Origin of the sequence: Isoptericola sp. NPDC058082, assembly GCF_042885055.1 — a bacterium.
Classification (GTDB): domain Bacteria; phylum Actinomycetota; class Actinomycetes; order Actinomycetales; family Cellulomonadaceae; genus Isoptericola.
Genome location: NZ_JBHVSQ010000001.1, coordinates 337,247 through 359,584, shown reverse-complemented (window position 1 = coordinate 359,584; position 22,338 = coordinate 337,247). Strand labels below are relative to the sequence as shown.

The window sequence follows — 22,338 nt, the reverse complement described above, 5'->3', positions numbered from 1 at the left end:
CGTCGACCGGATCGCGGGGCTAGGCGGGCACCGCCGCCACGCGGTCGCCGGGGTGCCCCGCCGCGGTGAACCCGGCGGCCCGGCGCGCGTCGTCCGGACCCCAGAGCGTCGTCGACACCTCGGCGCGCACCAGCGGCGCCACCTCGGCGGCGAACCGGCGCAGCACGTCCTCCTGGTGGGACGGCTCGAGCAGGTGGTTCACCGACACCGACTGCAGCACGTGCCCGAAGGTCCCGTGGTAGTCGAGGATCTTCTCCGCCACCCGCTCCGGCGAGCCGACCAGCGCGGGCCCGCGCTCCACCGCGTCCTCGATCGTCTCGAAGGCGAGGGCCTTGCCCACGTGCGTCGCGGGGTCGTAGCCCCGGGCCCGCAGCCGCGCGACCTGCCCCTCGTACAGCGGGCGGTACTCCTCGATCGCCTGCTCGGTCGTGTCGGCGAGGAACAGCCCGCCAGAACCGGCCCCGACGAACCCCTGGGCCGGGTCGTGCCCGGCCGCCGCGTACCGCTCGCGGTACCGGTCGATGAGCACCCCGTAGTTCTCCCGCGGCTGCAGCGCGTTGGCGCTGACGATCGGGTCGCCCCAGCGGGCGGCCAGGTCGACGGCGAACTCGCTCGTCGCGGAGCCGTGCCAGATGCGGAACGCCCCCGCGTAGGGGCGCGGCAGCGTGGTGGCGTGCTCGAGGGCGTGCCGGTGGCGGCCGGACCACGTCACGTCCTCCTCCGACAGCAGCAGGCGCAGCAGCTCGTAGTTCTCCTCGAGGTACTCGTACTGCCGGGCGATGTCGAGGCCGAGCAGCGGGTACTGCAGCTCCTCGTTCCCCTTCCCGATGACGATCTCGAGCCGCCCGCGGGAGAGCTGGTCGACGGTCGCGAGGTCCTCGGCCACCCGGATCGGGTCGAGCAGCGAGAGCACGGTGACGCCGGTGGACAGCAGGATGCGCTCGGTGCGGGCGGCGACGGCGCCGAGGATCACCGTGGGCGCGGACGACAGCACGTCGCCGGCGTGCCGCTCCCCCACGGCGAACGAGTCGAAGCCGAGCTCCTCGGCCAGCGCGGCGTGCTCGACGACGCGCGCCAGCCGGTCCGCGGGCGGCACCGTCTCCCCCGTGACGGGATGCGGCGGGTTGAAGACGATGTCGAGCAGCTGGAAGCGCATCAGGCGACGCGCTCCTCGGCGCCGGCCGTCGCCGTCTCGGCCGCGACGCGGTCGCGCGCGGCGACGCCCTCGCGCACCAGCGGGATGACGTACCGGCCGAAGTCGATCGCGTCGTCGAGCAGGTCGTAGCCGCGGGCGGAGATGACCCGCACGCCCAGGTCGTAGTACGCGAGCAGCGCCTCGGCGACCTGCTCGGGCGTGCCGACCAGCGCGTTGGAGTTGCCGGCCCCGCCGGTGGCCTTGGCCGTCGCGGTCCACAGCGCGGTGTCGTACCGCTCGCCCTCGGCGGCGATCTCGAGCAGCCGCTGCGACCCCGCGTTCTCCGGCCTGTCGATCGGGTGCCGCCGGGAGAGCTGCCCGCCGAGCTCCGCCTTGCGTGCCTCGATGCGGTCCAGCACGCGGTGCGCCTTCTCCCACGCGAGCTCCTCGGTGGGGGCGACGATCGGGCGGAACGCGGCGTGGATGCGCGGCGGCGTCTCCCGGCCGGCGGCAGCGGCCTCGGCGTGCACGCGGTCGATCTGCTCCTTCGTGCGCGCCAACGGCTCGCCCCAGACGGCGTAGATGTCGGCCTCGGCCGCGCCGACCCGGAACGCGGCGTCCGAGGAGCCGCCGAAGGAGACCGTGGGCACGTGGCCCTCGAACGGCTTCGCGTCGAGCACGAAGTCCTCGAAGTCGTAGAACTGCCCGTGGTGGTCGAACGCCTCCGGGCTGGTCCACGCCTGCTTGACGATCCGGATGTACTCGTGGGTGCGCGCGTACCGCTCGTCCTTGGTGAGCCGGTCGCCCTCGCGCCCCTGCTCGTGGTCGTTGCCGCCGGTGATGAAGTGCACCGACAGGCGTCCGCCGGAGAGCTGGTCGAGGGTGGCGAACGTCTTCGCGGCGTACGTGGGGTACGAGACGTTCGGGCGGTGCGCCAGCAGCAGCTCGATGCTCTGCAGCCTCGCGGCGGTGTGCGCGGCGAGGGCCGCCGGCTCGGGGCCGGAGGACCCGTAGGCGAACAGCACGCGGGTCCAGCCGTTGTCCTCGTGGGCGCGCACGATGCGCTCGAGGTAGGCGGGGTCGAACGCGGCGGTGGTGCGGGCCGACGTCTCGGAGGCGTCGTTCGTGGTGGCGATGCCGAGGAACTCGACGGGCATGGGGGTCTCCTTCGCAGGGTACGGCGGGCGCGAGCGGGCGGTCAGGCGCCGGCGGCGGGGTCGTCCGCCGGGGCGGTCGCCGGCAGTCCGGCGTCGCGCCAGGCGGGGAACCCGCCGTCGACGTGCGTGACGTCGGTGTAGCCGCGGGCCGCCAGAGCGGCGGCGACCGGCCCGGAGCCGTTCACCGACCCGCACACGACGACGACCGGGGTGTCGAGCGAGACCGCGGGCGCGCCGGCCGGGCCGAAGAGGGCGTCCAGGTCGTCGCGGTCGACGAGCGTGGCCCCGGGGATGTCGCCGGCGGCGGCGCGGCCGCGCGCCGACCGCACGTCGACCAGCAGGGCACCGCGCTCGACGCGGGCGCCGGCCGCGCGGGCGTCCTGCGGAGGCGGGGCCGTCGCCGCGTCCGTCGCGGGCGTCGTGCCGGTCGTCGGGTCGGGCGTGGTGGTCTCGGACGTGGTGGTCTCGGACGTGGTCATGAGGTCCTCCTCGAGGGTGGTCGGTACGAGGTCAGTGCGAGGTGGCCAGGGCGGGCACGCGGGGCGCCTCGCCCTCGGTGGCGCCCCACGCCTGGGCCAGCAGCGCGAACGACCGCTGCCGGTCGGCGGGGTCGTGCGTGGCGGTGGTGACGAGCAGCTCGTCGGCCCCGGTGACGCGGGCCAGCGTCTCCAGGCGGTCCACGACGGTCGCCGGGTCGCCGACGACGCGCGTGTCCACCCGGTCGGCGACCACCGCGCGCTCCGCCTCGGGTCGCTCCGCCCAGGGCGTGGCGTCGGCGGGGCGGGGGTAGGCGATCGCGCCGTCCGTCCCGCGGCGAATGGAGAGCACCCAGTCGGCGAACGGCGCCGCGAGCTCGCGGGCGCGTTCGGTGGTGTCGGCGACGAGCACGTCCGCGGAGACGACGACGTACGGCTCGGCGAGGACCCCCGGCCGGAAGGCCGCCCGGTACGCGGCGACGGTCTCGAGGGTGTTCGACGGGCTCACGTGGTAGTTCGCCGCCAGGGGCAGGCCGAGCTCCCCCGCCACCCGGGCGCTCTCGCCGCCGGAGGACGCGAGCACCCACAGGTCGAAGGCGGCGTCCTGCACCGGCGGTGACACGTACCGGCGCCCGCCGTCGTCGGTGTACGTGCCCGCCCGCAGCCCGAGCACGAGCTCGACCTCGGCCCGGAAGCTCGCCGGCGTGCGCGAGGCCCCCACCACCGCGGCCTGGGCGAGCGCCCGCTCGCGCAGCACGGAGTCCCCCGCGGTCGGCGGGGCCGGGGGCACGTACAGCCCGTCGACGACCCGCGGCCCGCCCGCCGCGGCCGCTGCCGGGGCCGGACGCGTGGCGCGGCCGCCCTGCGGCGGCGTGAACGCCCGGCCCAGGCCGAGGTCCACCCGCCCCGGGTGCAGGGCGGCGACGGTGCCGAACTGCTCGGCGGCGACGAGGGGGCTCGTGGTGCTCAGCAGCACCGCGCCCGAGCCCACGCGGATGCGCTCGGTGCGGGCGGCGACGGCGGCCGCGAGCACCGCGGGCGAGGCGGAGCCGACCCCGGGCGACAGGTGGTGCTCGGCGTACCAGACCCGGCGGTAGCCGAGCCGGTCGAGGTCGACGGCGAGGTCGACGGCGTCGCGCACCGCCTGCGCCCCGGTGCGGCCCTCGGGCACGAGCGCGAGGTCGAGGACGGACAGGGGCACCCTGCTGGTCGGGGTCGCGGCGGGGTCGGTCATGGTGGTCTCCAGGTCGCGGGTGGTGCGGTGTCGTGCGGGTCGAGCGGTGTCGTGCGGTGTCGTGCGGGTCGTGCGTGGTGCGCGCGGACGGTCAGCGCGACGGCAGGCCGAGGGCCGTGAGGGCCTCGCGCAGGCGCTCGCGGCCCTTGAGCGAGCCGCCGCCGCGCAGCCGGTCGACGACCCGCCGCGACCACGACCCGTCGAGCCGCTCGTCGCGGTAGAACGCGTCGATGCGCGGCGCGTAGTCGGCGACGTGCGCGACTCGCCCTTCGTCGTAGGTCTCGCGGTGCAGGACGGCGTCCTGGGGCAGGCGCGGCTTGACGCGCGGGGCGTGGTCGGGGTCGGGGTGCCCGACGGCCAGCCCGACGACGGCGACCGCACCGGGCGGCAGGCCGAGCTCGGCGGCGAGGTCCTCGGGGTGGTTCCGGACCGCGCCGACGTACACGGTGCCGAGGCCGAGCGACTCGGCGGCCACCACCGCGTTCTGCGCGGCGAGCGCGGCGTCGAGGAAGGCGACGACCGTCGTCTCGAGGTAGCCCGCGGCCTCGAGCTCGACGCCGTCCTGCGCGCCCAGCTCCCGGGCGCGGGCCACGTCGGCCACCCACACGAGCAGCAGCGGCGCGTCGCGCACGTGCTCCTGGTGCCCGGCGAGCGCGGCCACCCTCGCGAGGCGGTCGCGGTCGGTGACCGCGACGACGCTCCACAGCTGCAGGTTCGACGACGACGGCGCGGACTGCGCCGCCGCGACGACGGTGGGCAGCACCCACGGCTCCAGCGGCCCCGGCAGGAACGCCCGGACGGAGCGATGACCCAGCTGGACGTCGAGGGCCGCCGGGCCGCCGGCCGGCGCACCGGGGTGCGCCGCGCCGTGCGACGTGGCGAGCGCCCTCGTGAGGGCCGAGGCGACGCCGGGCGCGGCGTCGTCCGCGTCCTCGGGTCGCACACCGTAGCGGGCGGCGACCCGCGCGCGGGCCTGCAGCTCCCGCAGGTCCGCGGCCACCCGCGGCGTCGCGGGACGGGCGGGGCGGGGCCTGCCCGGGGGTCGCGGGACCGCGACGGCGGACGGCGTGGTGTTCTCGGTCACGGGCACTCCTCGATTCGGGGACGGGTCAGGGGACGGGTCGGGCGTGCGGACGGCCGGTGCCGTCACTCCGTCTTGGGCAGGCCCGGCGGGTTGGTCTCGGGCTTCTCGACGGCCTCGGTCTCCAGGCCCCAGCGCTCGAGCACCTGGGAGTAGGTGCCGTCGTCGAAGGCCTGCTGCAGGGCCGCGGTGACGGCGGGCGCGAGGTCGTTGCCCTTCTTGGTGGCGACGGCGATCTGCGCGGTGTCGGGCCAGCCGCCGTTGAGCGTGCCGACGACGGCGAGCTCGTCGGGCGAGATCTTGGCCTGGTACGCGAGGGACGCGTTGGGGCCGACGTAGACGTCGAGGCGACCGGACTTCAGGGCGAGCAGGACGTCGGAGAGCTGCTCGTAGTACTCCGGCTGCCCGCCGGCGATGGGCTCGAGACCCTCGGCCACGTTCTGGTCGTTCCACTCGAGCAGGATCTTCTCCTGGTTGGTGCCCGAGCCGACGCCCACCCGCAGGCCCGCGACGTCCTTCCGCTCGGTGATCTCGGAGACGTCGGAGCCGGCCTTGGTCAGCCAGCCCAGCTCGTCGTTGCGGTAGGAGGAGAAGTCGATCGTCTCCTTGCGCTCCTCGGTCACGGTGACGTTGGAGATGACGGCGTCGACGTCGCCCGACTGCAGCGCCAGGGGCCAGTCGGCCCAGGCCTTGACCTCGAGGCGGAGGTCCTTGCCGAGGCCGTCGGCGACGAGCTGCGCGATGTCGGTCTCGTTGCCGATCGGGGTCTTGTCGTCGTCGGCGAAGAAGCCGAGCGGCGGTGCCGCGCCGGCGCTGACGGCGACGACGAAGTCGTCCTTGTCCGCGAACGCGTCGGGCAGCAGGCCGACGGCCTCGGCCGACTCGGTGGACCTGATGCGGTCCTGGTCGGGGCTGGTGCTGACCTCGAGCCCGGCGGCGGCCGCGCCCTCGGAGCTGGTGCCGGCGGGCGCCTCGACGCCGTCGTCGGTGCCGGCGGCCTCGGGCGCGGAGGTGCTCACGCCGGCGCACGCCGTGAGGGCCAGCAGGGGGACGGTGGCGAGCAGGGCGAGCGCGCGGGCTCGACGGGTCGGTGCGGTCATGGGTGTCTCCTGGGACGGGTGGGCGGCCGGGGCCGCGGGTGAGGTGGTGCCGGAAGGGCGCGGGGACGCCGGGGAGGTCAGAGGACCTTGTCGAGGAACGCGCGCGTGCGGTCGTGACGCGGGCGGGAGAGCAGCTGGTCGGGCGGCCCCTGCTCGACGACGACGCCGCCGTCCATGAAGACGACGTTGTCGGCGACCTCGCGGGCGAAGCCGATCTCGTGGGTGACGACGACGAGGGTGGTGCCGGTGCTCGCCACGTCCTTGATGACCTCGAGCACCTCGCCGACCAGCTCGGGGTCGAGGGCGGACGTGGGTTCGTCGAAGAGGAGCACGCGGGGCCGCAGCGCGAGGGCGCGGGCGATCGCGACGCGCTGCTGCTGTCCGCCGGACAGCTGGCGGGGCCGCGCGTCCGCCTTGTCGGCGAGCCCGACGCGGGCGAGGAGCTCGCGCGCCTCGGCCTCCACCTCGGCACGGGGGCGGCGCTGCGCCGACAGCGGCGCCTCGACGACGTTCTCCAGCACGGTGAGGTGCGGGAACAGGTTGAAGCTCTGGAAGACGAACCCGATCCGGGTGCGCTGCCCGAGGATCTCCCGCTCCTTGAGCTCCTGCAGCACCTCGCCCCGGCGGCCACCGCGTCGCGCGTGCCGACGGCGGTAGCCGACGAGGTCGCCGTCCACCGTGACGAAGCCGGCGTCGACCTTCTCGAGGTGGTTGATCGCGCGCAGCAGCGTGGACTTGCCCGAGCCCGACGGCCCGAGGACGACGGTCACGGTGCCCGGCTCGAAGGTGAGGTCCACGTCCCGGAGCACCTCGAGGGTGCCGAAGCTCTTGTGGAGGCCGTGCACCTCGACGCGTCCCGCAGCATTGTCCGGCGCCGTCGTGGGCCCCGTCGTGCGGGTCGTCGTGCGGGTCGTCGTGCGGGTCGTGGTGCGGGTCGTGGTGGCGGTCATGCGGGGCCTCCCGAGGTGCGGGCGGTGCGGGTGAGGACGCCGACCCGCGCGCGGGCCGCGAACGCCGGCGGCACGTGCGGGGGCACCGGACGACCGGTCAGACGGGCCGCGGTCACGGCGGACGACCAGCGCAGCCGCTGCAGCGGGGTGGGCGGCAGGGTGCGCACGGCGCCCTTCGCGTAGTGCCGCTCCACGTAGTACTGGACGATCGTGATCAGCGTGGTGAGGACCAGGTACCAGATCGCCGCGACGATGAGGAGCGGCACGACCTTGCCGTTGCGGCCGTAGATGACGGACGCGATGTAGAACAGCTCGCCGTACGCCAGGACGTAGACGATCGAGGTGCCCTTGAGCAGCCCGATCACCTCGTTCACCGCCGTCGGGACGATCGAGCGCATCGCCTGCGGCAGCACGATGCGGGTCACCTGGCGGCGGCGCGGGATGCCGAGCGAGGCGGCGGCCTCCTGCTGCCCCTGGTCGACGCTGAGGATGCCGGCGCGCACGATCTCGGCGGAGTACGCGGCCTGCGAGAGCCCCAGGCCCAGGATGGCGGCGCCGAACTTGTCGATGACGCCGAGGGTGTCGAACCAGAGGAACTCCGGCCCGAAGGGGACGCCGAGGCTCAGGTGCGGGTACAGGTAGGCGAGGTTGTACCAGAGCAGCAGCTGCAGCAGCAGCGGCACGGACCGGAACACCCACGTGTACGCCCACGACACCCCGACGAGCAGGGGCGAGCGCGACAGGCGCATGAGCGCCAGCACCGTGCCCAGCGCGAACCCGACCACCGACGCCGCGGCCGTGAGCCGGATGGTCGCCCAGGCGCCGGACAGGATCGAGGGCCAGGTGAGGTACTGCGCGACGACGTCCCACTCCCACCGGTCGTTGGTGAGCAGCGAGCTGACGACCATCGCGAGCAGCACGGCCACGCCGGCGGTCGCGACCCACCGGCCGGGGTGGCGGGCGGGGACGATGCGCAGGTGCGAGTACGGGGAGTCCCCGGCGTCCGGCGCGGGCGACGGGAGCGCCGGGGCGGGTGCGCCCGCGGTCCTGACGGCGGTCATCGCGGCACCCTCTCCCCCGCGGTGACGGCGAACGGGACGTGGTTCCCCGGCGGCGGGGCAGGGCACGTGCCGTGGTCGCTGAAGGCGTACGGGAGGTTGACGGCGTCGTTCAGGTCGAGCCGTGCCACGCCCGTGCCGCCCGGGGTCAGGGACCCGGAGAGCTCGGGGCGCGCCACCCGCCAGGGCGCGACGCCGGAGGCCTCGTCGCTGAACAGCAGCGTCGGCGCGCCTCCCGGCCCTCCGGTGAGCACGAGGGTGACGGTCCGGTCGCCACGGGTCAGGTCCAGCTCGCCGACCGCCTGCAGCCGGTGCACCAGGCCGGGGCGGGCGGCACCGACCACCAGGTCGCGCGGAGTCTCGTAGAGCCGGACGGGCGCCTCCACCTGCCACGACGGGTCGTGGTCGAAGGCCGGCACCCCGGCGAAGTCGAGGCGGGTGCGGGCGTGCGGGTCGCGCAGCCGGATCGCGAGGCGGCCGGTGCGCCGCACCAGCTCGATCGCCACCGCGGCCGTCTCGCCCGCCGCGACCCCGTCGGCGTCCTGCCGGGCGCCGTCGGCACCGCCTGCACCGTCGACGGGCTCGCGCCCGGCGGGCAGGAACGTGCCCAGGACGACGCTGCCGCCCTCGGGGACGTCGCCGTCGTACGCGCCGTCCGCGACCTCGGGGCCCTGCACCCGGGGGCCGTCCGCCTCCCCCGGACGCAGGTGCGCGCCGGCGTCGTCCGCCAGCCACAGCCCGGGCACGCCGGGCAGCGGCTCCGGTCGCGACGGGAGCCAGTGGTAGCCGGCCAGGCTCAGCCAGCCGTGGGGCGCGGCGAGGTCTCGCTCGCGGTCGGCCCGCCGGCGCGCGCGTCGCTCCGCGGCGGGGTCGGCGGCGGGGTCGGCGGCGGGGTCGGCGGCAGGGTCGGAGAGGCGGACGCGCGGTGCGTCGGTGACGGTCATCGGGGACCTCCGGTCACGAGAGGACGAGCAGCGTCGCGGTGGGCTCCGACGACGCGGGCGGCGGGGGCGACGCGGCGCGCGTCGGGTCGGGCGGTCACGCGCGCACCAGCCGGGGGTCGGCGGCGCGGCCCGCGCGGGCCCGCGGCCGGGAGTGCGCGGGAGCGGGGGCGGCGACGGCCGTGGCGGCCGGGTCGACGTCGGGCAGCCCGAGCGTCGCGCGGAGCGTGCGCGGCGCCGGGGACGCCACCGCCCGCACGCCGTCGCGCACGAGCCGCGGGAGCACGCCGTCGACGAGGGCGTCCAGGTCGGGGCCGAGCGACGAGGGCCGCAGCAGGAACCCGTCGGACGCGCCGGCGTCCCGCCAGTCGACGATGGTCTCGGCGAGGTCGTCGGGGGTCCCCGCCACCACCAGCAGCCCGCCGGAGATCTCCGGGCCCTCCAGGGCCTCGACCAGCTCGAGCCGCGCCTGCGCGCTGGCCCGGTCCTCGGCCAGCACGACGTAGGCCTCGGTGAGCACGCGCAGCGAGTCGGGGTCGCGACCGGCGGCCTCGGCCGCGTCGCGCAACCGGGTGCGCAGGTGGATCGCGCGCGCCGGCGCGGTGGCGGCCACGCGGGCGACGTCCGCCGTCCGGGCGGCGAGGTCGATCGCGGCCTCGCTCCGGACGGAGACGACGACGGGCGGCCGGCCCTGCCGCGTCCCGCCCCCACGGTGGGCGTCGGCGGCCTGGCCCTCGGCCGGACGGTGCCGGCGCACCGCGAACCGGATGCCGTCGTGGTCCACGCGGAACCGTCCTTCGTCGTCCACGGCGACGGCGCCGGCGGCGTCACCCGCGGCCCCGGTCGCGAGCCCGTCCCAGTGCCGCACGACCTGCGCGGCGACGCCGCGGGCCTGCGCCGCCCAGGCGTCGTCCTGCACGACGGCGCCGGCGGGGAGGCCGACCTGCCACCCGGCCCGGCCGGAGCTCGCCTGGTCGACGCGGGCGACGGCCTGGGCGACGTGCGCCGGGTCCACGTGCGCGGTGTCGACAGCGGCGACCAGCCCGGTGCGCCTCGTGTGCGGCGCCACCCGCGCGGCGGCGACGGCGGCGTCGAGCCGCCCGGTCACCTGCCGCCGCCCCGGGTGCAGCAGGAAGCCCTCGTCGAGGGTGACGAGGTCGAGGCCACCGTCGTCGGCGGTGCGCACGAGCTGGACGAAGCGCTCGCCGTCGAACGACCGGGGCTGCACGATGCCGCGCGCCCGGTGGACGCCGGGGCGGGCGCCGGCCGCCGTGAGGTCCACACCGACGACGAGGGGGGACGGGGCGGTGCCGGGCGTGGTGGGCAGCGCGGGCGTGGTGGTCGGGGAGTACGGCACGTCGGCTCCGATCGGGGCGCGGCGGGCGGGCGCGCTCGGGCGCGGGTCGTGGACCCGCGGGTGCGCACCGCCGCCGGGAGGGCAGGGGAGGAAGGCCCGCCGGGAGCGGCGGGCGGGGGCCGTCTGCGGCCGGGCCCGGCAGGAGCCGGGCCGTCGAGGAGGGGCGTCCGCCGCGGGGCGGCGGACGCTCAGGCCGCGATCAGCGGCGTCGACACCACGCCGGGGTGGACGTCGGCACGGACATCGACACGGACGTCGACATGGACATCGACATGGACATCGGCGAGGCGGACGGCACGTGCCGGGTCCGGGACGACAGGGGGCGCGTGCTGATCGCGTCGCGGTGCATGCTCGTCCTCTCCTGCTCCCCGCCGGGGCGGGGTTCGCGTGTTGCCGTACCGTCGGCGACGGCCGGCCTGGTCCTCACCCGGGGCACCCACCCGCGCTGGGGGTTGCCGTCCGACCAGCCGGGGCTTCGCGTCGGAGCTCGTGACCACCCGGGACGGCCGGACGCGCCGCCTCACGGCGCCGCGGTCGTCCGACCCGGTGCGCAGGAACGTAGGTGCCCGACAGGGGGGTGTCAACGGTTCCCCCCGCACGTCTCGGATACTGAACAGATCCGACCGGATTTATCGGATACTCGGTCACGCAGGAATCCCGTCTACCGTGGGACGCGTGAGCCAGGACGCGAGGCACGACCCAGGGCAGCACGCCGCACACGACGCGGAGCACCGCTCCCCCGACGCCGCCGAGATCAGGGCGCTCGTGGACGACCTCCGACGCCTGGTGCTGACGTACAAGTTCGGGATCGACGAGGTCATGACCAAGATCTCGATCCTGCGCGACGAGTTCCGGCACATGCAGAACTACAACCCCGTCGAGCACGTGGGCTCGCGCCTCAAGTCGCTCGAGTCGATCGTCGCCAAGTGCCGCCGCAAGGGCATCCCGTTGACTCCCGAGGGCGTGCGCGAGCAGATGTTCGACGTCGCCGGCGTGCGCGTCACGTGCAGCTTCGTCTCGGACCTCTACAAGGTGCGGGACATGCTCACGAACCAGGCCGACCTCACCGTCCTGGAGGAGCGGGACTACATCGCGCACCCCAAGGCGAACGGGTACAAGTCGCTGCACCTCATCGTGCAGGTGCCGGTCTACCTCTCCGACCGCGTGGAGCACGTGATCGTCGAGATCCAGCTGCGCACCATCGCCATGGACTTCTGGGCCAGCCTGGAGCACAAGATCTACTACAAGTACGAGCGGGACGTGCCGCGCCACCTCACCGACTCCCTCAAGCTCGCCGCGGACGTCGCCGCGTCGCTCGACAGCTCGATGGAACGTATCCACGAGGAGGTCAAGGCGATCGCCGGTGCCGACGAGCCGGTCGAGCGCCGCGACTCCCTGCTCAGCCCCGAGGAGATCTTCCACAACTTCTGGGGCGCGGCTCGGGCGGAGCGGCTGACGCTGCGCACCACCCGCGACGACTGACCCGACGACTGGCCCGACGACTGCCCCGACGACTGCCCCGCGGCGGTCAGCCGGGCCCGGCCGTGCTCGCGCGCACCACGAGCTGCGGCTCGCACGTCACGAGCCGGTGCCGGTGTGCCTCGGCGCCCGTCACCAGCTCCTCCAGCAGGAGCTTCACCGCCTCCCGGCCGACGGCCTCCCCCGGCTGCCGGACGGTCGACAGCGGGACGGCGGAGTCCCACGCGGCACGGTTGTCGTCGTAGCCGATGATCGCGACGTCGTCAGGCACCCGCAGCGAGGACGACAGCAGCAGCGACTGCAGCACGCCCACGGCGAGCAGGTCCGCCGCGGCGACGACGGCGTCGGGGCGCTCGCGCGGGTCGCGCAGCACGAGGTCGTCACCCACCCGCCGGCCGTCCTCGACCTGGACGTTCCCCGTCTGCTCCACCTCGAGCACCACGCCCGGGTGCTCGGCGACGGCGCGCTCGACCCCCAGCAGACGGTCCCGGACCGGCACGAGCTCGGTCGTGCCGGCGAACAGCAGCCGCCGGCGCCCCTGCTCGACGAGGTGCGTCGCGGCCAGGTACCCGCCCAGCTCGTTGTCCGGCACCACCGAGCAGACGTCCGAGTGGTCGCCCGGCGCGTCGACGACGACGAGCGGGACGCCCGGGGCCGAGCGGTGCAGGTCCTGCGTCGAGCCGTGGTTCGCCGCGACAAGGATGCCCGCCACGCGGTCCTCGACGAACAGGTCGACGTACGTGCGCTGCTTCTCCTCCGACATGTCGGAGTTCGCCAGCAGCAGGTTCAGGCCCGCCCGGCCGGCCTCCTCCTCGGCGCCCCGCGCGATGTCCAGGAAGTAGGAGTTCGCGAGGTCGATGATCACGAAGCCGAGCGTCGAGCTCCGCCCGGCCGCCAGCGAGCGCGCGACGCCGTTGCGGACGAACCCGAGCTCCTGGATCGCCGCCTCGACCCGGGCGCGGGTCGCGGGCGTGACGCGCACCGTGCCGTTGAGGACGTTCGACACCGTGCCCATCGACACACCGGCGGCGCGCGCCACGTCCGAGATGCTCGGGGACGAACGTCTCACCGGGGTCGTCGCTCCTCGGGCCGGTGGGTGGGGACGAGACGAGGTTACCCGCGCTCACACCGCGAGCTCGTCGACGGGCGGCACGAGGACGTCGCGCATGTCGCCCTCGCGCCACTCGGCCAGCAGGCGGTGGAACGCGACGGGGCCGGGGCTGTACGACGTCGGGGTCGCGCGCCGCGTGCCCTCGCCGTTGTAGTAGCCGGGGGTGCACTCGGCGAGGAAGGACGAGTTGTCGACCGCGACGTCGAGGATCGTGTCGCACCACGCCTGCTCGGCCTCCGCTGTCGGCTCGACGTACCGCGCGCCGGTCTTGGCCGCGCGGGCGAGGACGGCGGCGAGATGCTCGGCCTGCTCGGTGAGGATGTGCACGAAGTTCACCGAGTTCGCGTTCTGCATCGCCCCGAGGTGGAACAGGTTCGGGAAGCCGTGGGAGAAGAAGCCGTGCAGGGTGCGCGGCCCGCGGCCCCAGGCCTCGAGCAGCGTGGTCCCGCCGCGCCCGTGCACCGGCATCGTGCCCGAGACGACGCCGGAGACGCCGACCTCGAACCCGGTCGCGAAGATCACGCAGTCGACCTCATACTCCGTGTCCCCCACGACGACGGACGTCTCGGTCATGCGCGTGATGCCGCCGTGGTCGGCGGTGTCGACCAGGGTGACGTCGTCCCGGTTGAAGGCCTGGAGGTACTGGTCGCTGAAGCCCGGGCGCTTGCACATGTACCGGTACCAGGGCTTGAGCGCCTCGGCCGTGGCCGGGTCGGCGACCACCTCGTCCACGCGCGCCCGGATCAGGTCCATCTTCGCGAAGTCGGCGAGCTCGTCGCGCCGCTCCCGCTCGACGGGGTCGAGGGTCGTGTCGACGGCACCGGTGATCATCTGCCGCTGGAGCCGCGCGGTGGACGTCCAGCCGTCGCCGACCAGGTCCTCGGCGACATCCTCGCCCGAGAGGATCGCGAGGAAGTTCTCCATCCGCTCGCGCTGCCAGCCCGGCCGCAGCGAGGCGGCCCACGCGGGGTCGGTGGGCCGGTTGTCGCGCACGTCCACCGACGACGGCGTGCGCTGCATGACGTACAGGTGTGCCGCGTCGCGGGCCACGTGCGGGATCACCTGGAGCCCCGTGGCCCCGGTGCCGACCACGGCCACGCGCTTGTCCGCGAGCCCGGCCATCCCGCCGTCGGCGCTGCCGCCGGTGTAGCCGTAGTCCCACCGGCTGGTGTGGAACGTGTGCCCGCGGAAGTCCTCGATCCCGGGGATGCCGGGAAGCTTCGGCTGGGTCAGCGTGCCCGAGGAGACCACCACGTACCGGGCGCGCATCGCGTCGCCCCGGTCGGTGCGCACCAGCCACTCGGCGCCGTCCTCGTCCCAGGTGAGCTCCGTGACCCGGGTCTGGAAGACGGCGTCGCGGTACAGGCCGTACTGCGCGGCGATCCGCACCGCGTGCCGCCGGATCTCCTCCCCGGGCGCGTAGCGCATCGTCGGGAGGTACCCCGTCTCCTCCAGCAGCGGCATGTACACCGACGCCTCGATGTCGCAGTGGATCCCCGGGTAGCGGTTCCAGTACCAGGTGCCGCCGAAGTCGCCGGCCTCGTCCATCATCCGGATCGACCCGAAGCCCGCCTCGCGCAGCCGGGCGCCCGTGAGCAGGCCACCGAACCCGCCACCGACGACCAGCACCTCCACCCGGTCGGTCAGCGGGTCACGCTCCGTGCGCTCGGTGTACGGGTCCTTCGCGTAGTAGCCGAACTCCCCCGCCGCCCGCCGGTACCGGGCGCTCCCGTCGGGGCGCAGCCGGCGGTCGCGCTCGTGCCGGTACCGCTCACGCAGGGCGTCGGGGTCGAGGGCGGCGATGCGGTCGGCAGGCGTCGTCGTGTCGGTCACGGAGGGCCTTTCGTCAGGAGAACGGTTCGCCAGGGCGACAGCCCTGCACCACGAAACGTACATCAACGTACGTTTTGCGTCCGCCTCTGACGCCGTGTCGGTCCGTCGGTACCCTCGGCGCCATGGCCGAACCCGTCCGTCGCGACGCCGCGCGCAACCGCGACCTGCTGCTCGCGGCGGCCCGCCGCGTGCTCGCGGCCGAGGGCCCCGACGTCCCGCTCGAGCGGGTCGCGGCCGCCGCGGGCGTCAGCCGCACCACCCTGCACCGGCACTTCCCCAGCCGCGAGGCGCTGGCGTCGGCCGTGCTCGAGCAGAACGTCGCCGACCTGGAGACGCTCGCCACCGCCCTGGGCGACGCGGACGACGGCGTGGTCACGCTGCTCCATCACGCGCTGGACGTCCAGGTCGCCGCACCGTCGTTCGCGCTCGTCGCCCTCAGCGACTCCCCCGCCCTCGCCGACCTCGCGCGGCGCACCGCCGCGGCCTTCGCGCCGCTGCTCGCGCGTGGCCTCGCGGCCGGCGTCGTGCACCCCGGCGTGACGACGCAGCACCTCATGCTCGCCCTGCCGATGGCCATGTCCGCGCTCGCCCTCGAGCGGCGGGACCGTGGCGGCGCCCGCGGCACCCAGGCCCGGGAGATCGTGCACCGCGGCCTGTTCACCACGGCGGTCCCGGCGTCCTGACGTCGCGGCCGGGGGTCGCGCGGCACCGGCGGGCCCCACCGGCGGGCTGGCGCGGCTACGCGGAGGCCAGGAGCGCGGTGCAGTGCTCGAGGAGGTCGAGGTTCCCGTCCACGACGTCGCGCTCGGTCATGTCGTAGCGCTCCTCGCCCGCCACCCCGACGTCCTCGATCGCGAGGCCCGCGGAGGTGCCGGACCGGACCATGCGCCGCACGGCGAGCGCGAAGCCGATCCCTGGCGGCAACGGCGGGAGCGCGCGGTGGGCCGCGTGGTAGGCGTACTGGACGTCGTCGCCGCTCCAGACGTTCGCGCCGCCCCCGCCGGTCGCCGCACCCACGGCGACCACCCGGCCGATGCCGTGGTCCACCAGGCCCGCCGCGAAGAGGTCGCCGCAGGAGTACGTGTTGGCGTCGACGACGGCGACGACCGGACCCCGGTACGCCCGCGCGGCACCGTTGCACAGGTCGGGGTCCGCGAGGGGCAGGTGCTGCGAGAACTCCTCGCCGAGGTCGAGGGCGGCGCGCAGGGAGCCCGCCCAGTCGGCGAGGTCGGCCCCGTTGCCGTCGGCCTCGGCGAGGTCGGCCATCGCCGGCGTCGCGCGGCACGCGAACCGCGCCGGCTCGACCCGCTCGTCGGTGAAGAGCTGGAACAGCCGCTCGGCCGCGTCGACGACGCCGCCAGGGTTGGAGCGGAGGTCGACGACGAGCCCGTTCTGCGGCAGCCGGCGCAGCAGCCGGGCGACCTCGTCGACGAACCGGCCGGGATGGCGCACGTCGAACGTCCAGATCCGCAGGTAGCCGAACGTGCCGTGCGACGTCGTCACCGGCCGGGCGGCGAGGGCGTCCGCGATGCTGGTGCGCAGCCACCCGGAGCCCTTCGCCCGGGGCTGCACGCCCCGCCGGTCGCCCTCCCACAGGTCGGTGGCGAAGAGCAGCTTGCGAGCGCGGCGGGCGGTCTCGCCGACGACGTCGATCCCGCGGCGCGTCCGGGTCGCGACCCGGTCGTCGGCGGTCGCGGCGGCCCCCGGGCGGATGGCGCGCCACTCGAACCTGGCGGTGCGGTCGGGGTCTCCCGCCGGGTCCTCGGGCCTCCGGAAGCCGACGTCGACCCACAGCTCGTCCGGCGGCGGCAGGAAGGCGAGCGGCCGCTGGGTGAGCGTCTCGAGGGCCCGCGCCCGGCGGGCGTCCGGCCGTCCCCCGGTGAGGGTGTCGGCGAACAGGTCGACCGCGCGGGTGAAGGGCACCGCGTTCCAGGTGGTGAGCCGGACCCCGGGGGCGAACGCCGGGTCGGGCACCTCGTCCGTCGTCTTCGTGACCAGGAACGTGGGCGACGTGTACGGGCCGGACGACTCCACCAGGAACGGCAGCGCGGCGACGTACGGGTCGGCCCCGGGCACACCCACGAACAGCTGCGTGTGCTGGTCGCGCAGCCGGTTGACCACCCTGGTGAGCGCTCGCAGGAACCCGGCGCCGTCGAGCAGGGGGATCTCCCGGCGCAGGGCCGCGAGCGCCCGCAGCGGGTCGTAGCCGTAGAGCGCCCGCTTCTGCCCGTAGTGCACGTAGACGTCGGTGAGCAGCGTGGTCCAGAGGTCGACCAGGTCGTGCTGCTGCGTCGCCGTGAGCGTCACCGGCTCCGGCCCGGGTTCGGCCCGGGACGGCACGACGTCGTCGAGGCGGCTGCCGGCGCGCGCGCGGAGGGCGGCCGGGCTCGGCGGCGGCGTCACGACCCGAACCTCGCGCGCAGCGGGGCGAGGACGCCGTCCGGGATCGGCGCGGCGTCGAGGAGGTCGAAGTACGCCGCGTCGTGCTCCAGCGCCGGCACCGGCGGGATCCGCACCGTGCCCGGGTCCTTGGGCGGACCGGCGCGACCCGTGCGGCGGGTGTCGGGCATGTCGAGGAAGAGCTCGAGCTCGGCGTCCGGCGCGAAGCGGGGCCCGGCGGAGGCGCGCGCCTGGGCGGTCGCGATGGCCTGCTGGGGGTCCTGCTGCACCTCCCGCAGCCTGTCCAGGACCGCGCGCCACGACCAGGCGCGCTGCGGGTCGGCCGGGTCGGGCAGCGCGACCCGGCGCCGTCGGCCCCCCACCGTGGCGGTGAAGGCGGGCGGCGCCGCGGCCGCCGTCATGAGGCCCGAGTCCCCGTAGCGGGGGACGCCGCCGACGACGACGAGGGCGACGTCCCGCTCGCGGGCGGCGACGACGCGCGTCCAGGCGTCCCCGCGCCCGCGGCCCCGCACGACGGTGACGTCCGCGAGCGCCCCCGGGACGAGGCGGCCGACGGGACGGTGCCAGCACCGCTCGAGGAGCGTGCCGGGGTTGCTGGTGACCATCTCGACGATCTGCGCGTCCGTGAGGTCGTAGCCGAGACGGTCGGCGGCGATGCGGGCCACCTTCATCTCGCCGAGGAGGTTCTTCGTGCCCGACGGGCCCCAGTCGCTGCCCAGGCACACGGTGACGCCGCGGGCGCGGGCGTCGTCCACGAGGGTCGTCTCCGCGTAGAGCAGCAGGTTGGACAGCGGCGACCAGACGACGCCGCCCGCCTCGGCGGGGTCCCACCGGGCCCACCCGTCGGCGTCCACCGCGCAGGCGTGCACGGCCAGCAGCGTGGGGAGCAGCCCGTCGGCGCGGTCGAGGTCCGTGTAGTCGGCCAGGACCCGGGAGCCGCGACGCCCCTCCGCGCAGTGGTAGATGAACCCGGAGCCGGCGGTCATGCGCCGGACGGCGGTGGTGAGCGCCTCGCCCGTCTTGGTGACCACCGAGGTGTAGATCAGGTCGTCCCGACCGGTGCCGACGTCCTCGGCGTCGACGTTGCGCATCACGGTGCGATACCCGCGGTTGGCGGTGGGCCAGCCCTGCGCCGCGGTCGCTCCCCCGGCCATCGCGCGCACCTGCACGTACGCGAGCAACGCCTCGGGACAGGCCTTCGCGTACACCCAGGCGGGCTCGGTGATCGACTCGGTGTAGGTGTCGGCGTCCGGCCAGTGCTTGTTGTGCAGCCAGGGCTCGGTGCGGCCGGGCTCGGTCCACAGCGGCAGCGCGTTGTAGGCCAGGTGGTTGTGCATGTCCACGAAGCCCGGCAGCACGGACGCGTCGCCGACGTCGACCTCGGTGGCGCGGGCGAAGCCGGCGACCCGCCGGCGACCGGTCGTGACGTCGACGACCGTGTCGCCGTCGATCCAGACCCGCCCGCGCGACGGGGGCTCCGACGCCCCCTGCGCCATCGTCGCGACGTTCCCGGTGATGACCAGCTGCGCCATGGCCGTCCCCCTGCCGTCGACCCCGGCGGGCGGGCGCCCGCACCGGGACTATCGCCTCATTGTCGCCACGGTCAGCGGTGCCCCACCGGCCCCGGGCACCGACTTCACCCGGTGGCGGGCGTGCGTGTCGCGCGCTCTGGGCGCTCCCTGTCGGTGAGGGAGGCGCCATGATCACCGATCCGTTCGACACCGGGCCGACCGGCCGGTTCCGGACCCTGTGCCGCACCTACCCGGACGACACGGTGTTCCGCGGCACCGACGGCTTCCGGTCGCTGTGGGGGCCGGTGTTCTACCGCGGACGCGCGAACGGCGCCGCCCGGCTGCTCGTCGTCGGGCAGGACCCGGCCCAGACCGAGGCGTTCACCCGGCGGATCCTGTCGGGACAGGCGGGACGGCGGGTGCAGGGCTTCGTCGAGAAGCTCGGGTTCACGTCCAGCTACCTCATGGTCAACGCGTTCCTGTACGGCATCTACAACCAGTCGATGGCGCTGCCGCACCTGAACGACCCGGAGGTCGTCGCCTACCGCCACCGGTGGTTCGCGGCGGCGCTCGCGCCCGGCCGCATCGAGGCGGTCGTGACCTTCGGCACCCCCGCCTTCGAGGCCTGGCGCACGTTCGTGACCTCCCCCGAGGGAGCCGGGGTGTCCGTGTTCCACCAGCGGGCCCTGCACCCGACGGCCGACAAGCCCGGCGGGCCCATCAGCCGCAAGGACCTGCTCGACAACTGGAACGTCGCGCTGGAACGGCTGCACGCGAGGGTCCAGGCGCCCGACGAGGTGCGACCGCTGATCCCCTACGGCGCCGACTTCACGCCGGACGAGCTGCCCGCCGTCCCGAGCCGCGACCTCCCGGCGGGCATCCCGGCCTGGATGCGCGACACCGACTTCTGGGCGGTGCTCGGCGACCCGCCGGGCACCGAGCGTGCCAACATCAGCGTCGAGGTGCCTTCCGCCTGACGACCGCCGCCCCTGCGCCGTCCGACGGTCCGCACTCCCGGCAGACCTGGCATGCTCTTCTTCTCGACCCCCGTTCTCGGCCCCCCGTTCTCGGCCCCACCTGGAAGGACCGGCGTTGGACGGATCCGCACTGGCGCGCGTGTTCGCCGCGACCGCCGAGCGACGCCGCGCCGTCGCGGACCTGCTCGAGGCGTTGGACGAGTCGCAGCTCGCCGCGCCGAGCCTGTGCGCCGGCTGGGACGTGCTCACCGTCGGCGCGCACCTCGCCCAGACCGCGGCTCCCGGGGCTCTCGGAGAGTTCCTGCGGGACGTCGTCCGTGCCCGGGGCAGCATCCATCGCGCGAACGACGCCGCTGCCCGGCGCGCCGGGCAGCGACCGGTCGCGGAGACCGTGACGCTGCTGCGCCGACGCGCCGAGAGCCGGTTCAGCCCGCCGTTGACCGGCCCGCGAGCGCCCCTCACCGACCTCCTCGTCCACGAGGGCGACATGCGGCTCCCCCTGGGGCTCGGCCACGACCCGGACCCCGGGACGGTCCGCGTCGGGCTGGAGTTCGTCACGACGGGGCGTGCGGTCGGGTTCGCCCCGCGCGGCCGGCTGCGCGGGCTGCGCCTGGCGGCCACCGACCTCGACTGGGCCTGGGGCGAGGGCGCCGCGCTCACCGGGCGCGGCATCGACCTGCTGATGGGCGCGTGCGGCCGCTCCGCCGTCCTGCCCCGGCTCGACGGCGCGGGCCTCCCCCTCCTCGCGGGCCGGCTCTAGCCCCCACGGACCGGATCCCGCACGAGCCGGGGCCGACGGCGACTCGCCCTCGCAGCCCCGTCGGCCTCAGTCGCGAGACCTCGCCATGAAGCGGGCGGCCCGCATGCCGAAGACGGTGGCGGGGCCGATCGTCGAGCCGGGACCCGGGTACGTGCGCCCCATGACCGACGCCGAGGCGTTGCCGGCGGCGAAGAGCCCGTCGATGACCGTCCCGTCCTCGCGCAGCGTCCGCCCGTCGGCGTCCGTCACGACGCCGCCCTTGGTCCCGAGGTCGCCGATGACCACGCGGTACGCCGTGAACGGCCCCTTCTCGATCGGGCCGAGGTTGGGGTTGGGGTGCACGAGCGGGTCGGAGTAGTAGCGGTCGTAGGCCGAGTTCCCCCGCCCGAAGTCGCCGTCGACGCCGGACCGCGCGAACCCGTTGAACCGCTGCACCGTGGCCCGGAACGTCGCAGGGTCGACGGAGATGGCAGCCGCCAGCTCCTGGAGCGTGCCCGCCTTGTGGACGATGCCGGCGGCCTTCATCGCCTTCGTGGCGCGCGGGTCCATCGCGAAGGTCTGCAGGTACCGGCGCGGGGCGCGGGAGTCGAAGACGAGCCAGTACGGCCCGTCCTTGTCGTGGTCGAGCATGTGGTGCCCGAGGTCGACGTACGACTCGGACTCGTTGGCGAACCGCGCGCCCTGCGCATCGACCATGATCGAGTACGGCATCGACCGTTCCCCGACGATGAACGCCGGCGTGCCACCGGGCGGTGCCTCGACCGAGGCGCCCCACCAGGCGTCGTCCATGAGCTCCAGCGCCGCGCCGGCCTCGCGCGCGATCTCGATCACCTGCCCGACGTTGCCCGGGTTGCCTGACGGGTTGCCGTCGATCCCGTGGTACTTCTGCCGCCAGTCGGGGTTCGACTCGAAGCCGCCCGCCGCGAGCATCACGCCGCGGCTCGCGCCCACCGTCACGACCTGCCCCTCGCGGCGCACCCGGACGCCGACCACCCGGGCGTCGTCGACCACGAGGTCCTCGAGCGGCGAGGACAGCCACAGCGGCACGTCGCGCTCCACCAGCAGCGCGCGACCGAACGACGTCATCAGCGCGTTCCCGATGCCCACCAGGCGCTTGCCGGTCACCAGGCCGCCCAGGGCGCGGAACACGAACCGGGCTCCCCGCACGAACCCGGACGGCGTCGACCACGCCCGGCCCAGCAGCCACACGTCGTCGGTCTTCGCCGGCAGCGGCACCGCGGAGCGCAGCGTGCCCCACCAGTCGCCGAGCGGCCGGGAGTCCAGCGGTTCGACCTCGATCGACCGCCCGATCTTCCCGCCCGGGAGCTCCGGGTAGTAGTCCGGGTAGTCCTTGCCACGCGCGAACCGCATCCCGTGGCGCTCGGCGGTCGTCACGAAGTCCGCGACCCCGTCCACGAACGCCTCCTTGCGCTCCCGGGAGGTCGAGCGGCCGACCTCCCCGACCGTCTCCTCCAGGTACGTGAGCGCCTCGTCGCGGGAGTCACCGGCGCCGGCACGCTCCATCAGCGGGTTGGCCGGCAGCCAGAGCCCGCCCCCGGACATCGCCGAGCTGCCGCCCCACTTCTCCGTGCCCTCGACGATCAGGACGCTGAGCCCCGCGTCCACGGCGCCCAGGGCGGTCGCGAAGCCCGCGGACCCGCTGCCCACCACCACGACGTCGTAGGTGTGGTCGAACCGGGGCTGGGACGGCACAGGCATGACGGCTCCTCTCATCCGGACACCACTGTCCGGTTCGCTGAGCACCGATGGTCCTGCAC

General features: G+C 75.2%; 19 protein-coding genes and 1 riboswitch. Of the genes, 4 read left to right on the top strand and 15 right to left on the bottom strand.

The features are described from left to right. Nucleotides 1-19: 19 nt before the first annotated feature. The 10 genes from ACFVS0_RS01650 to ACFVS0_RS01605 form a co-directional block, all read right to left on the bottom strand. Complete coding sequence (locus ACFVS0_RS01650) at nucleotides 20-1,156, bottom strand: LLM class flavin-dependent oxidoreductase (protein ID WP_430586970.1); 1,137 nt, start codon at nucleotides 1,154-1,156, stop codon at nucleotides 20-22. Next, nucleotides 1,156-2,292 carry an LLM class flavin-dependent oxidoreductase gene (locus ACFVS0_RS01645; protein WP_430584923.1) on the bottom strand — a complete coding sequence of 379 codons (1,137 nt, stop codon included), beginning with the start codon at nucleotides 2,290-2,292 and terminating at the stop codon, nucleotides 1,156-1,158. Before ACFVS0_RS01645 ends, ACFVS0_RS01650 begins: the two co-directional genes overlap by 1 nt. Nucleotides 2,293-2,333: 41 nt before the next feature. Beyond that, a complete protein-coding gene (locus tag ACFVS0_RS01640) occupies nucleotides 2,334-2,771 on the bottom strand; it encodes a rhodanese-like domain-containing protein (protein WP_430586969.1) in 438 nt (145 codons plus the stop codon). Between the two features lie 31 nt (nucleotides 2,772-2,802). After that, nucleotides 2,803-4,002: an LLM class flavin-dependent oxidoreductase gene (locus ACFVS0_RS01635; protein WP_430584925.1), complete on the bottom strand. Its 1,200-nt coding sequence runs from the start codon at nucleotides 4,000-4,002 to the stop codon at nucleotides 2,803-2,805. A gap of 91 nt (nucleotides 4,003-4,093) precedes the next feature. Continuing rightward, on the bottom strand, nucleotides 4,094-5,086 hold the full coding sequence (locus ACFVS0_RS01630; protein ID WP_430586968.1) for a nitroreductase family protein: 993 nt from the start codon (nucleotides 5,084-5,086) through the stop codon (nucleotides 4,094-4,096). 62 nt (nucleotides 5,087-5,148) lie between these two features. Continuing rightward, nucleotides 5,149-6,183: an ABC transporter substrate-binding protein gene (locus tag ACFVS0_RS01625; protein WP_430551148.1), complete on the bottom strand. Its 1,035-nt coding sequence runs from the start codon at nucleotides 6,181-6,183 to the stop codon at nucleotides 5,149-5,151. A gap of 77 nt (nucleotides 6,184-6,260) precedes the next feature. After that, entirely contained in the window at nucleotides 6,261-7,133 is an 873-nt protein-coding gene (locus ACFVS0_RS01620; protein WP_430586967.1) for an amino acid ABC transporter ATP-binding protein, read from the bottom strand. Next, nucleotides 7,130-8,194, bottom strand: a complete 1,065-nt coding sequence (locus tag ACFVS0_RS01615; RefSeq protein ID WP_430551146.1) for an amino acid ABC transporter permease — start codon at nucleotides 8,192-8,194, stop codon at nucleotides 7,130-7,132. The genes ACFVS0_RS01620 and ACFVS0_RS01615 overlap by 4 nt, the downstream gene beginning before the upstream one ends. Next, on the bottom strand, nucleotides 8,191-9,135 hold the full coding sequence (locus ACFVS0_RS01610) for a DUF1684 domain-containing protein (RefSeq protein WP_430586966.1): 945 nt from the start codon (nucleotides 9,133-9,135) through the stop codon (nucleotides 8,191-8,193). The genes ACFVS0_RS01615 and ACFVS0_RS01610 overlap by 4 nt, the downstream gene beginning before the upstream one ends. Nucleotides 9,136-9,229: 94 nt before the next feature. Continuing rightward, complete coding sequence (locus ACFVS0_RS01605) at nucleotides 9,230-10,489, bottom strand: LLM class flavin-dependent oxidoreductase (protein WP_430586965.1); 1,260 nt, start codon at nucleotides 10,487-10,489, stop codon at nucleotides 9,230-9,232. A 381-nt stretch (nucleotides 10,490-10,870) separates the two neighbouring features. After that, nucleotides 10,871-10,984, bottom strand: a riboswitch (SAM riboswitch). A gap of 258 nt (nucleotides 10,985-11,242) precedes the next feature. Between ACFVS0_RS01605 and ACFVS0_RS01600 the strand changes: the two genes are divergently transcribed. Further along, on the top strand, nucleotides 11,243-11,971 hold the full coding sequence (locus ACFVS0_RS01600; RefSeq protein WP_430551270.1) for a GTP pyrophosphokinase family protein: 729 nt from the start codon (nucleotides 11,243-11,245) through the stop codon (nucleotides 11,969-11,971). 46 nt (nucleotides 11,972-12,017) lie between these two features. Here the strand turns inward: ACFVS0_RS01600 and ACFVS0_RS01595 are convergent, their stop codons facing one another. Both ACFVS0_RS01595 and ACFVS0_RS01590 read right to left on the bottom strand, forming a co-directional pair. Next, on the bottom strand, nucleotides 12,018-13,037 hold the full coding sequence (locus ACFVS0_RS01595) for a LacI family DNA-binding transcriptional regulator (protein WP_430551143.1): 1,020 nt from the start codon (nucleotides 13,035-13,037) through the stop codon (nucleotides 12,018-12,020). Nucleotides 13,038-13,091: 54 nt separating this feature from the next. Further along, entirely contained in the window at nucleotides 13,092-14,912 is a 1,821-nt protein-coding gene (locus tag ACFVS0_RS01590; RefSeq protein ID WP_430586964.1) for a flavin-containing monooxygenase, read from the bottom strand. 122 nt (nucleotides 14,913-15,034) lie between these two features. Here ACFVS0_RS01590 and ACFVS0_RS01585 point away from each other — a divergent pair, with 122 nt between their 5' ends. Next, nucleotides 15,035-15,595 carry a TetR/AcrR family transcriptional regulator gene (locus ACFVS0_RS01585; RefSeq protein WP_430562296.1) on the top strand — a complete coding sequence of 187 codons (561 nt, stop codon included), beginning with the start codon at nucleotides 15,035-15,037 and terminating at the stop codon, nucleotides 15,593-15,595. Between the two features lie 55 nt (nucleotides 15,596-15,650). Here the strand turns inward: ACFVS0_RS01585 and ACFVS0_RS01580 are convergent, their stop codons facing one another. Continuing rightward, nucleotides 15,651-17,315: a S41 family peptidase gene (locus ACFVS0_RS01580; RefSeq protein WP_430562297.1), complete on the bottom strand. Its 1,665-nt coding sequence runs from the start codon at nucleotides 17,313-17,315 to the stop codon at nucleotides 15,651-15,653. Further along, on the bottom strand, nucleotides 17,312-18,844 hold the full coding sequence (locus tag ACFVS0_RS01575) for an amidohydrolase family protein (protein WP_430586963.1): 1,533 nt from the start codon (nucleotides 18,842-18,844) through the stop codon (nucleotides 17,312-17,314). The genes ACFVS0_RS01580 and ACFVS0_RS01575 overlap by 4 nt, the downstream gene beginning before the upstream one ends. Nucleotides 18,845-19,011: 167 nt before the next feature. Here ACFVS0_RS01575 and ACFVS0_RS01570 point away from each other — a divergent pair, with 167 nt between their 5' ends. Further along, nucleotides 19,012-19,800 carry a hypothetical protein gene (locus tag ACFVS0_RS01570; protein ID WP_430551138.1) on the top strand — a complete coding sequence of 263 codons (789 nt, stop codon included), beginning with the start codon at nucleotides 19,012-19,014 and terminating at the stop codon, nucleotides 19,798-19,800. Nucleotides 19,801-19,915: 115 nt separating this feature from the next. Next, complete coding sequence (locus tag ACFVS0_RS01565) at nucleotides 19,916-20,560, top strand: maleylpyruvate isomerase family mycothiol-dependent enzyme (RefSeq protein WP_430586962.1); 645 nt, start codon at nucleotides 19,916-19,918, stop codon at nucleotides 20,558-20,560. A gap of 66 nt (nucleotides 20,561-20,626) precedes the next feature. On the opposite strand, the gene ACFVS0_RS01560 is transcribed toward ACFVS0_RS01565, so the two are convergent. Beyond that, a complete protein-coding gene (locus ACFVS0_RS01560) occupies nucleotides 20,627-22,279 on the bottom strand; it encodes an FAD-binding protein (RefSeq protein ID WP_430586961.1) in 1,653 nt (550 codons plus the stop codon). Nucleotides 22,280-22,338: the final 59 nt, after the last annotated feature.

Coding starts and splice junctions, on each gene's coding strand:
- ACFVS0_RS01610 (WP_430586966.1), bottom strand. CDS start 9,135: ATGACCGTCACCGACGCACCGCGCGTCCGCCTCTCCGACCCTGCCGCC.
- ACFVS0_RS01640 (WP_430586969.1), bottom strand. CDS start 2,771: ATGACCACGTCCGAGACCACCACGTCCGAGACCACCACGCCCGACCCG.
- ACFVS0_RS01585 (WP_430562296.1), top strand. CDS start 15,035: ATGGCCGAACCCGTCCGTCGCGACGCCGCGCGCAACCGCGACCTGCTG.
- ACFVS0_RS01625 (WP_430551148.1), bottom strand. CDS start 6,183: ATGACCGCACCGACCCGTCGAGCCCGCGCGCTCGCCCTGCTCGCCACC.
- ACFVS0_RS01635 (WP_430584925.1), bottom strand. CDS start 4,002: ATGACCGACCCCGCCGCGACCCCGACCAGCAGGGTGCCCCTGTCCGTC.
- ACFVS0_RS01575 (WP_430586963.1), bottom strand. CDS start 18,844: ATGGCGCAGCTGGTCATCACCGGGAACGTCGCGACGATGGCGCAGGGG.
- ACFVS0_RS01570 (WP_430551138.1), top strand. CDS start 19,012: ATGATCACCGATCCGTTCGACACCGGGCCGACCGGCCGGTTCCGGACC.
- ACFVS0_RS01645 (WP_430584923.1), bottom strand. CDS start 2,292: ATGCCCGTCGAGTTCCTCGGCATCGCCACCACGAACGACGCCTCCGAG.
- ACFVS0_RS01620 (WP_430586967.1), bottom strand. CDS start 7,133: ATGACCGCCACCACGACCCGCACCACGACCCGCACGACGACCCGCACG.
- ACFVS0_RS01650 (WP_430586970.1), bottom strand. CDS start 1,156: ATGCGCTTCCAGCTGCTCGACATCGTCTTCAACCCGCCGCATCCCGTC.
- ACFVS0_RS01560 (WP_430586961.1), bottom strand. CDS start 22,279: ATGCCTGTGCCGTCCCAGCCCCGGTTCGACCACACCTACGACGTCGTG.
- ACFVS0_RS01615 (WP_430551146.1), bottom strand. CDS start 8,194: ATGACCGCCGTCAGGACCGCGGGCGCACCCGCCCCGGCGCTCCCGTCG.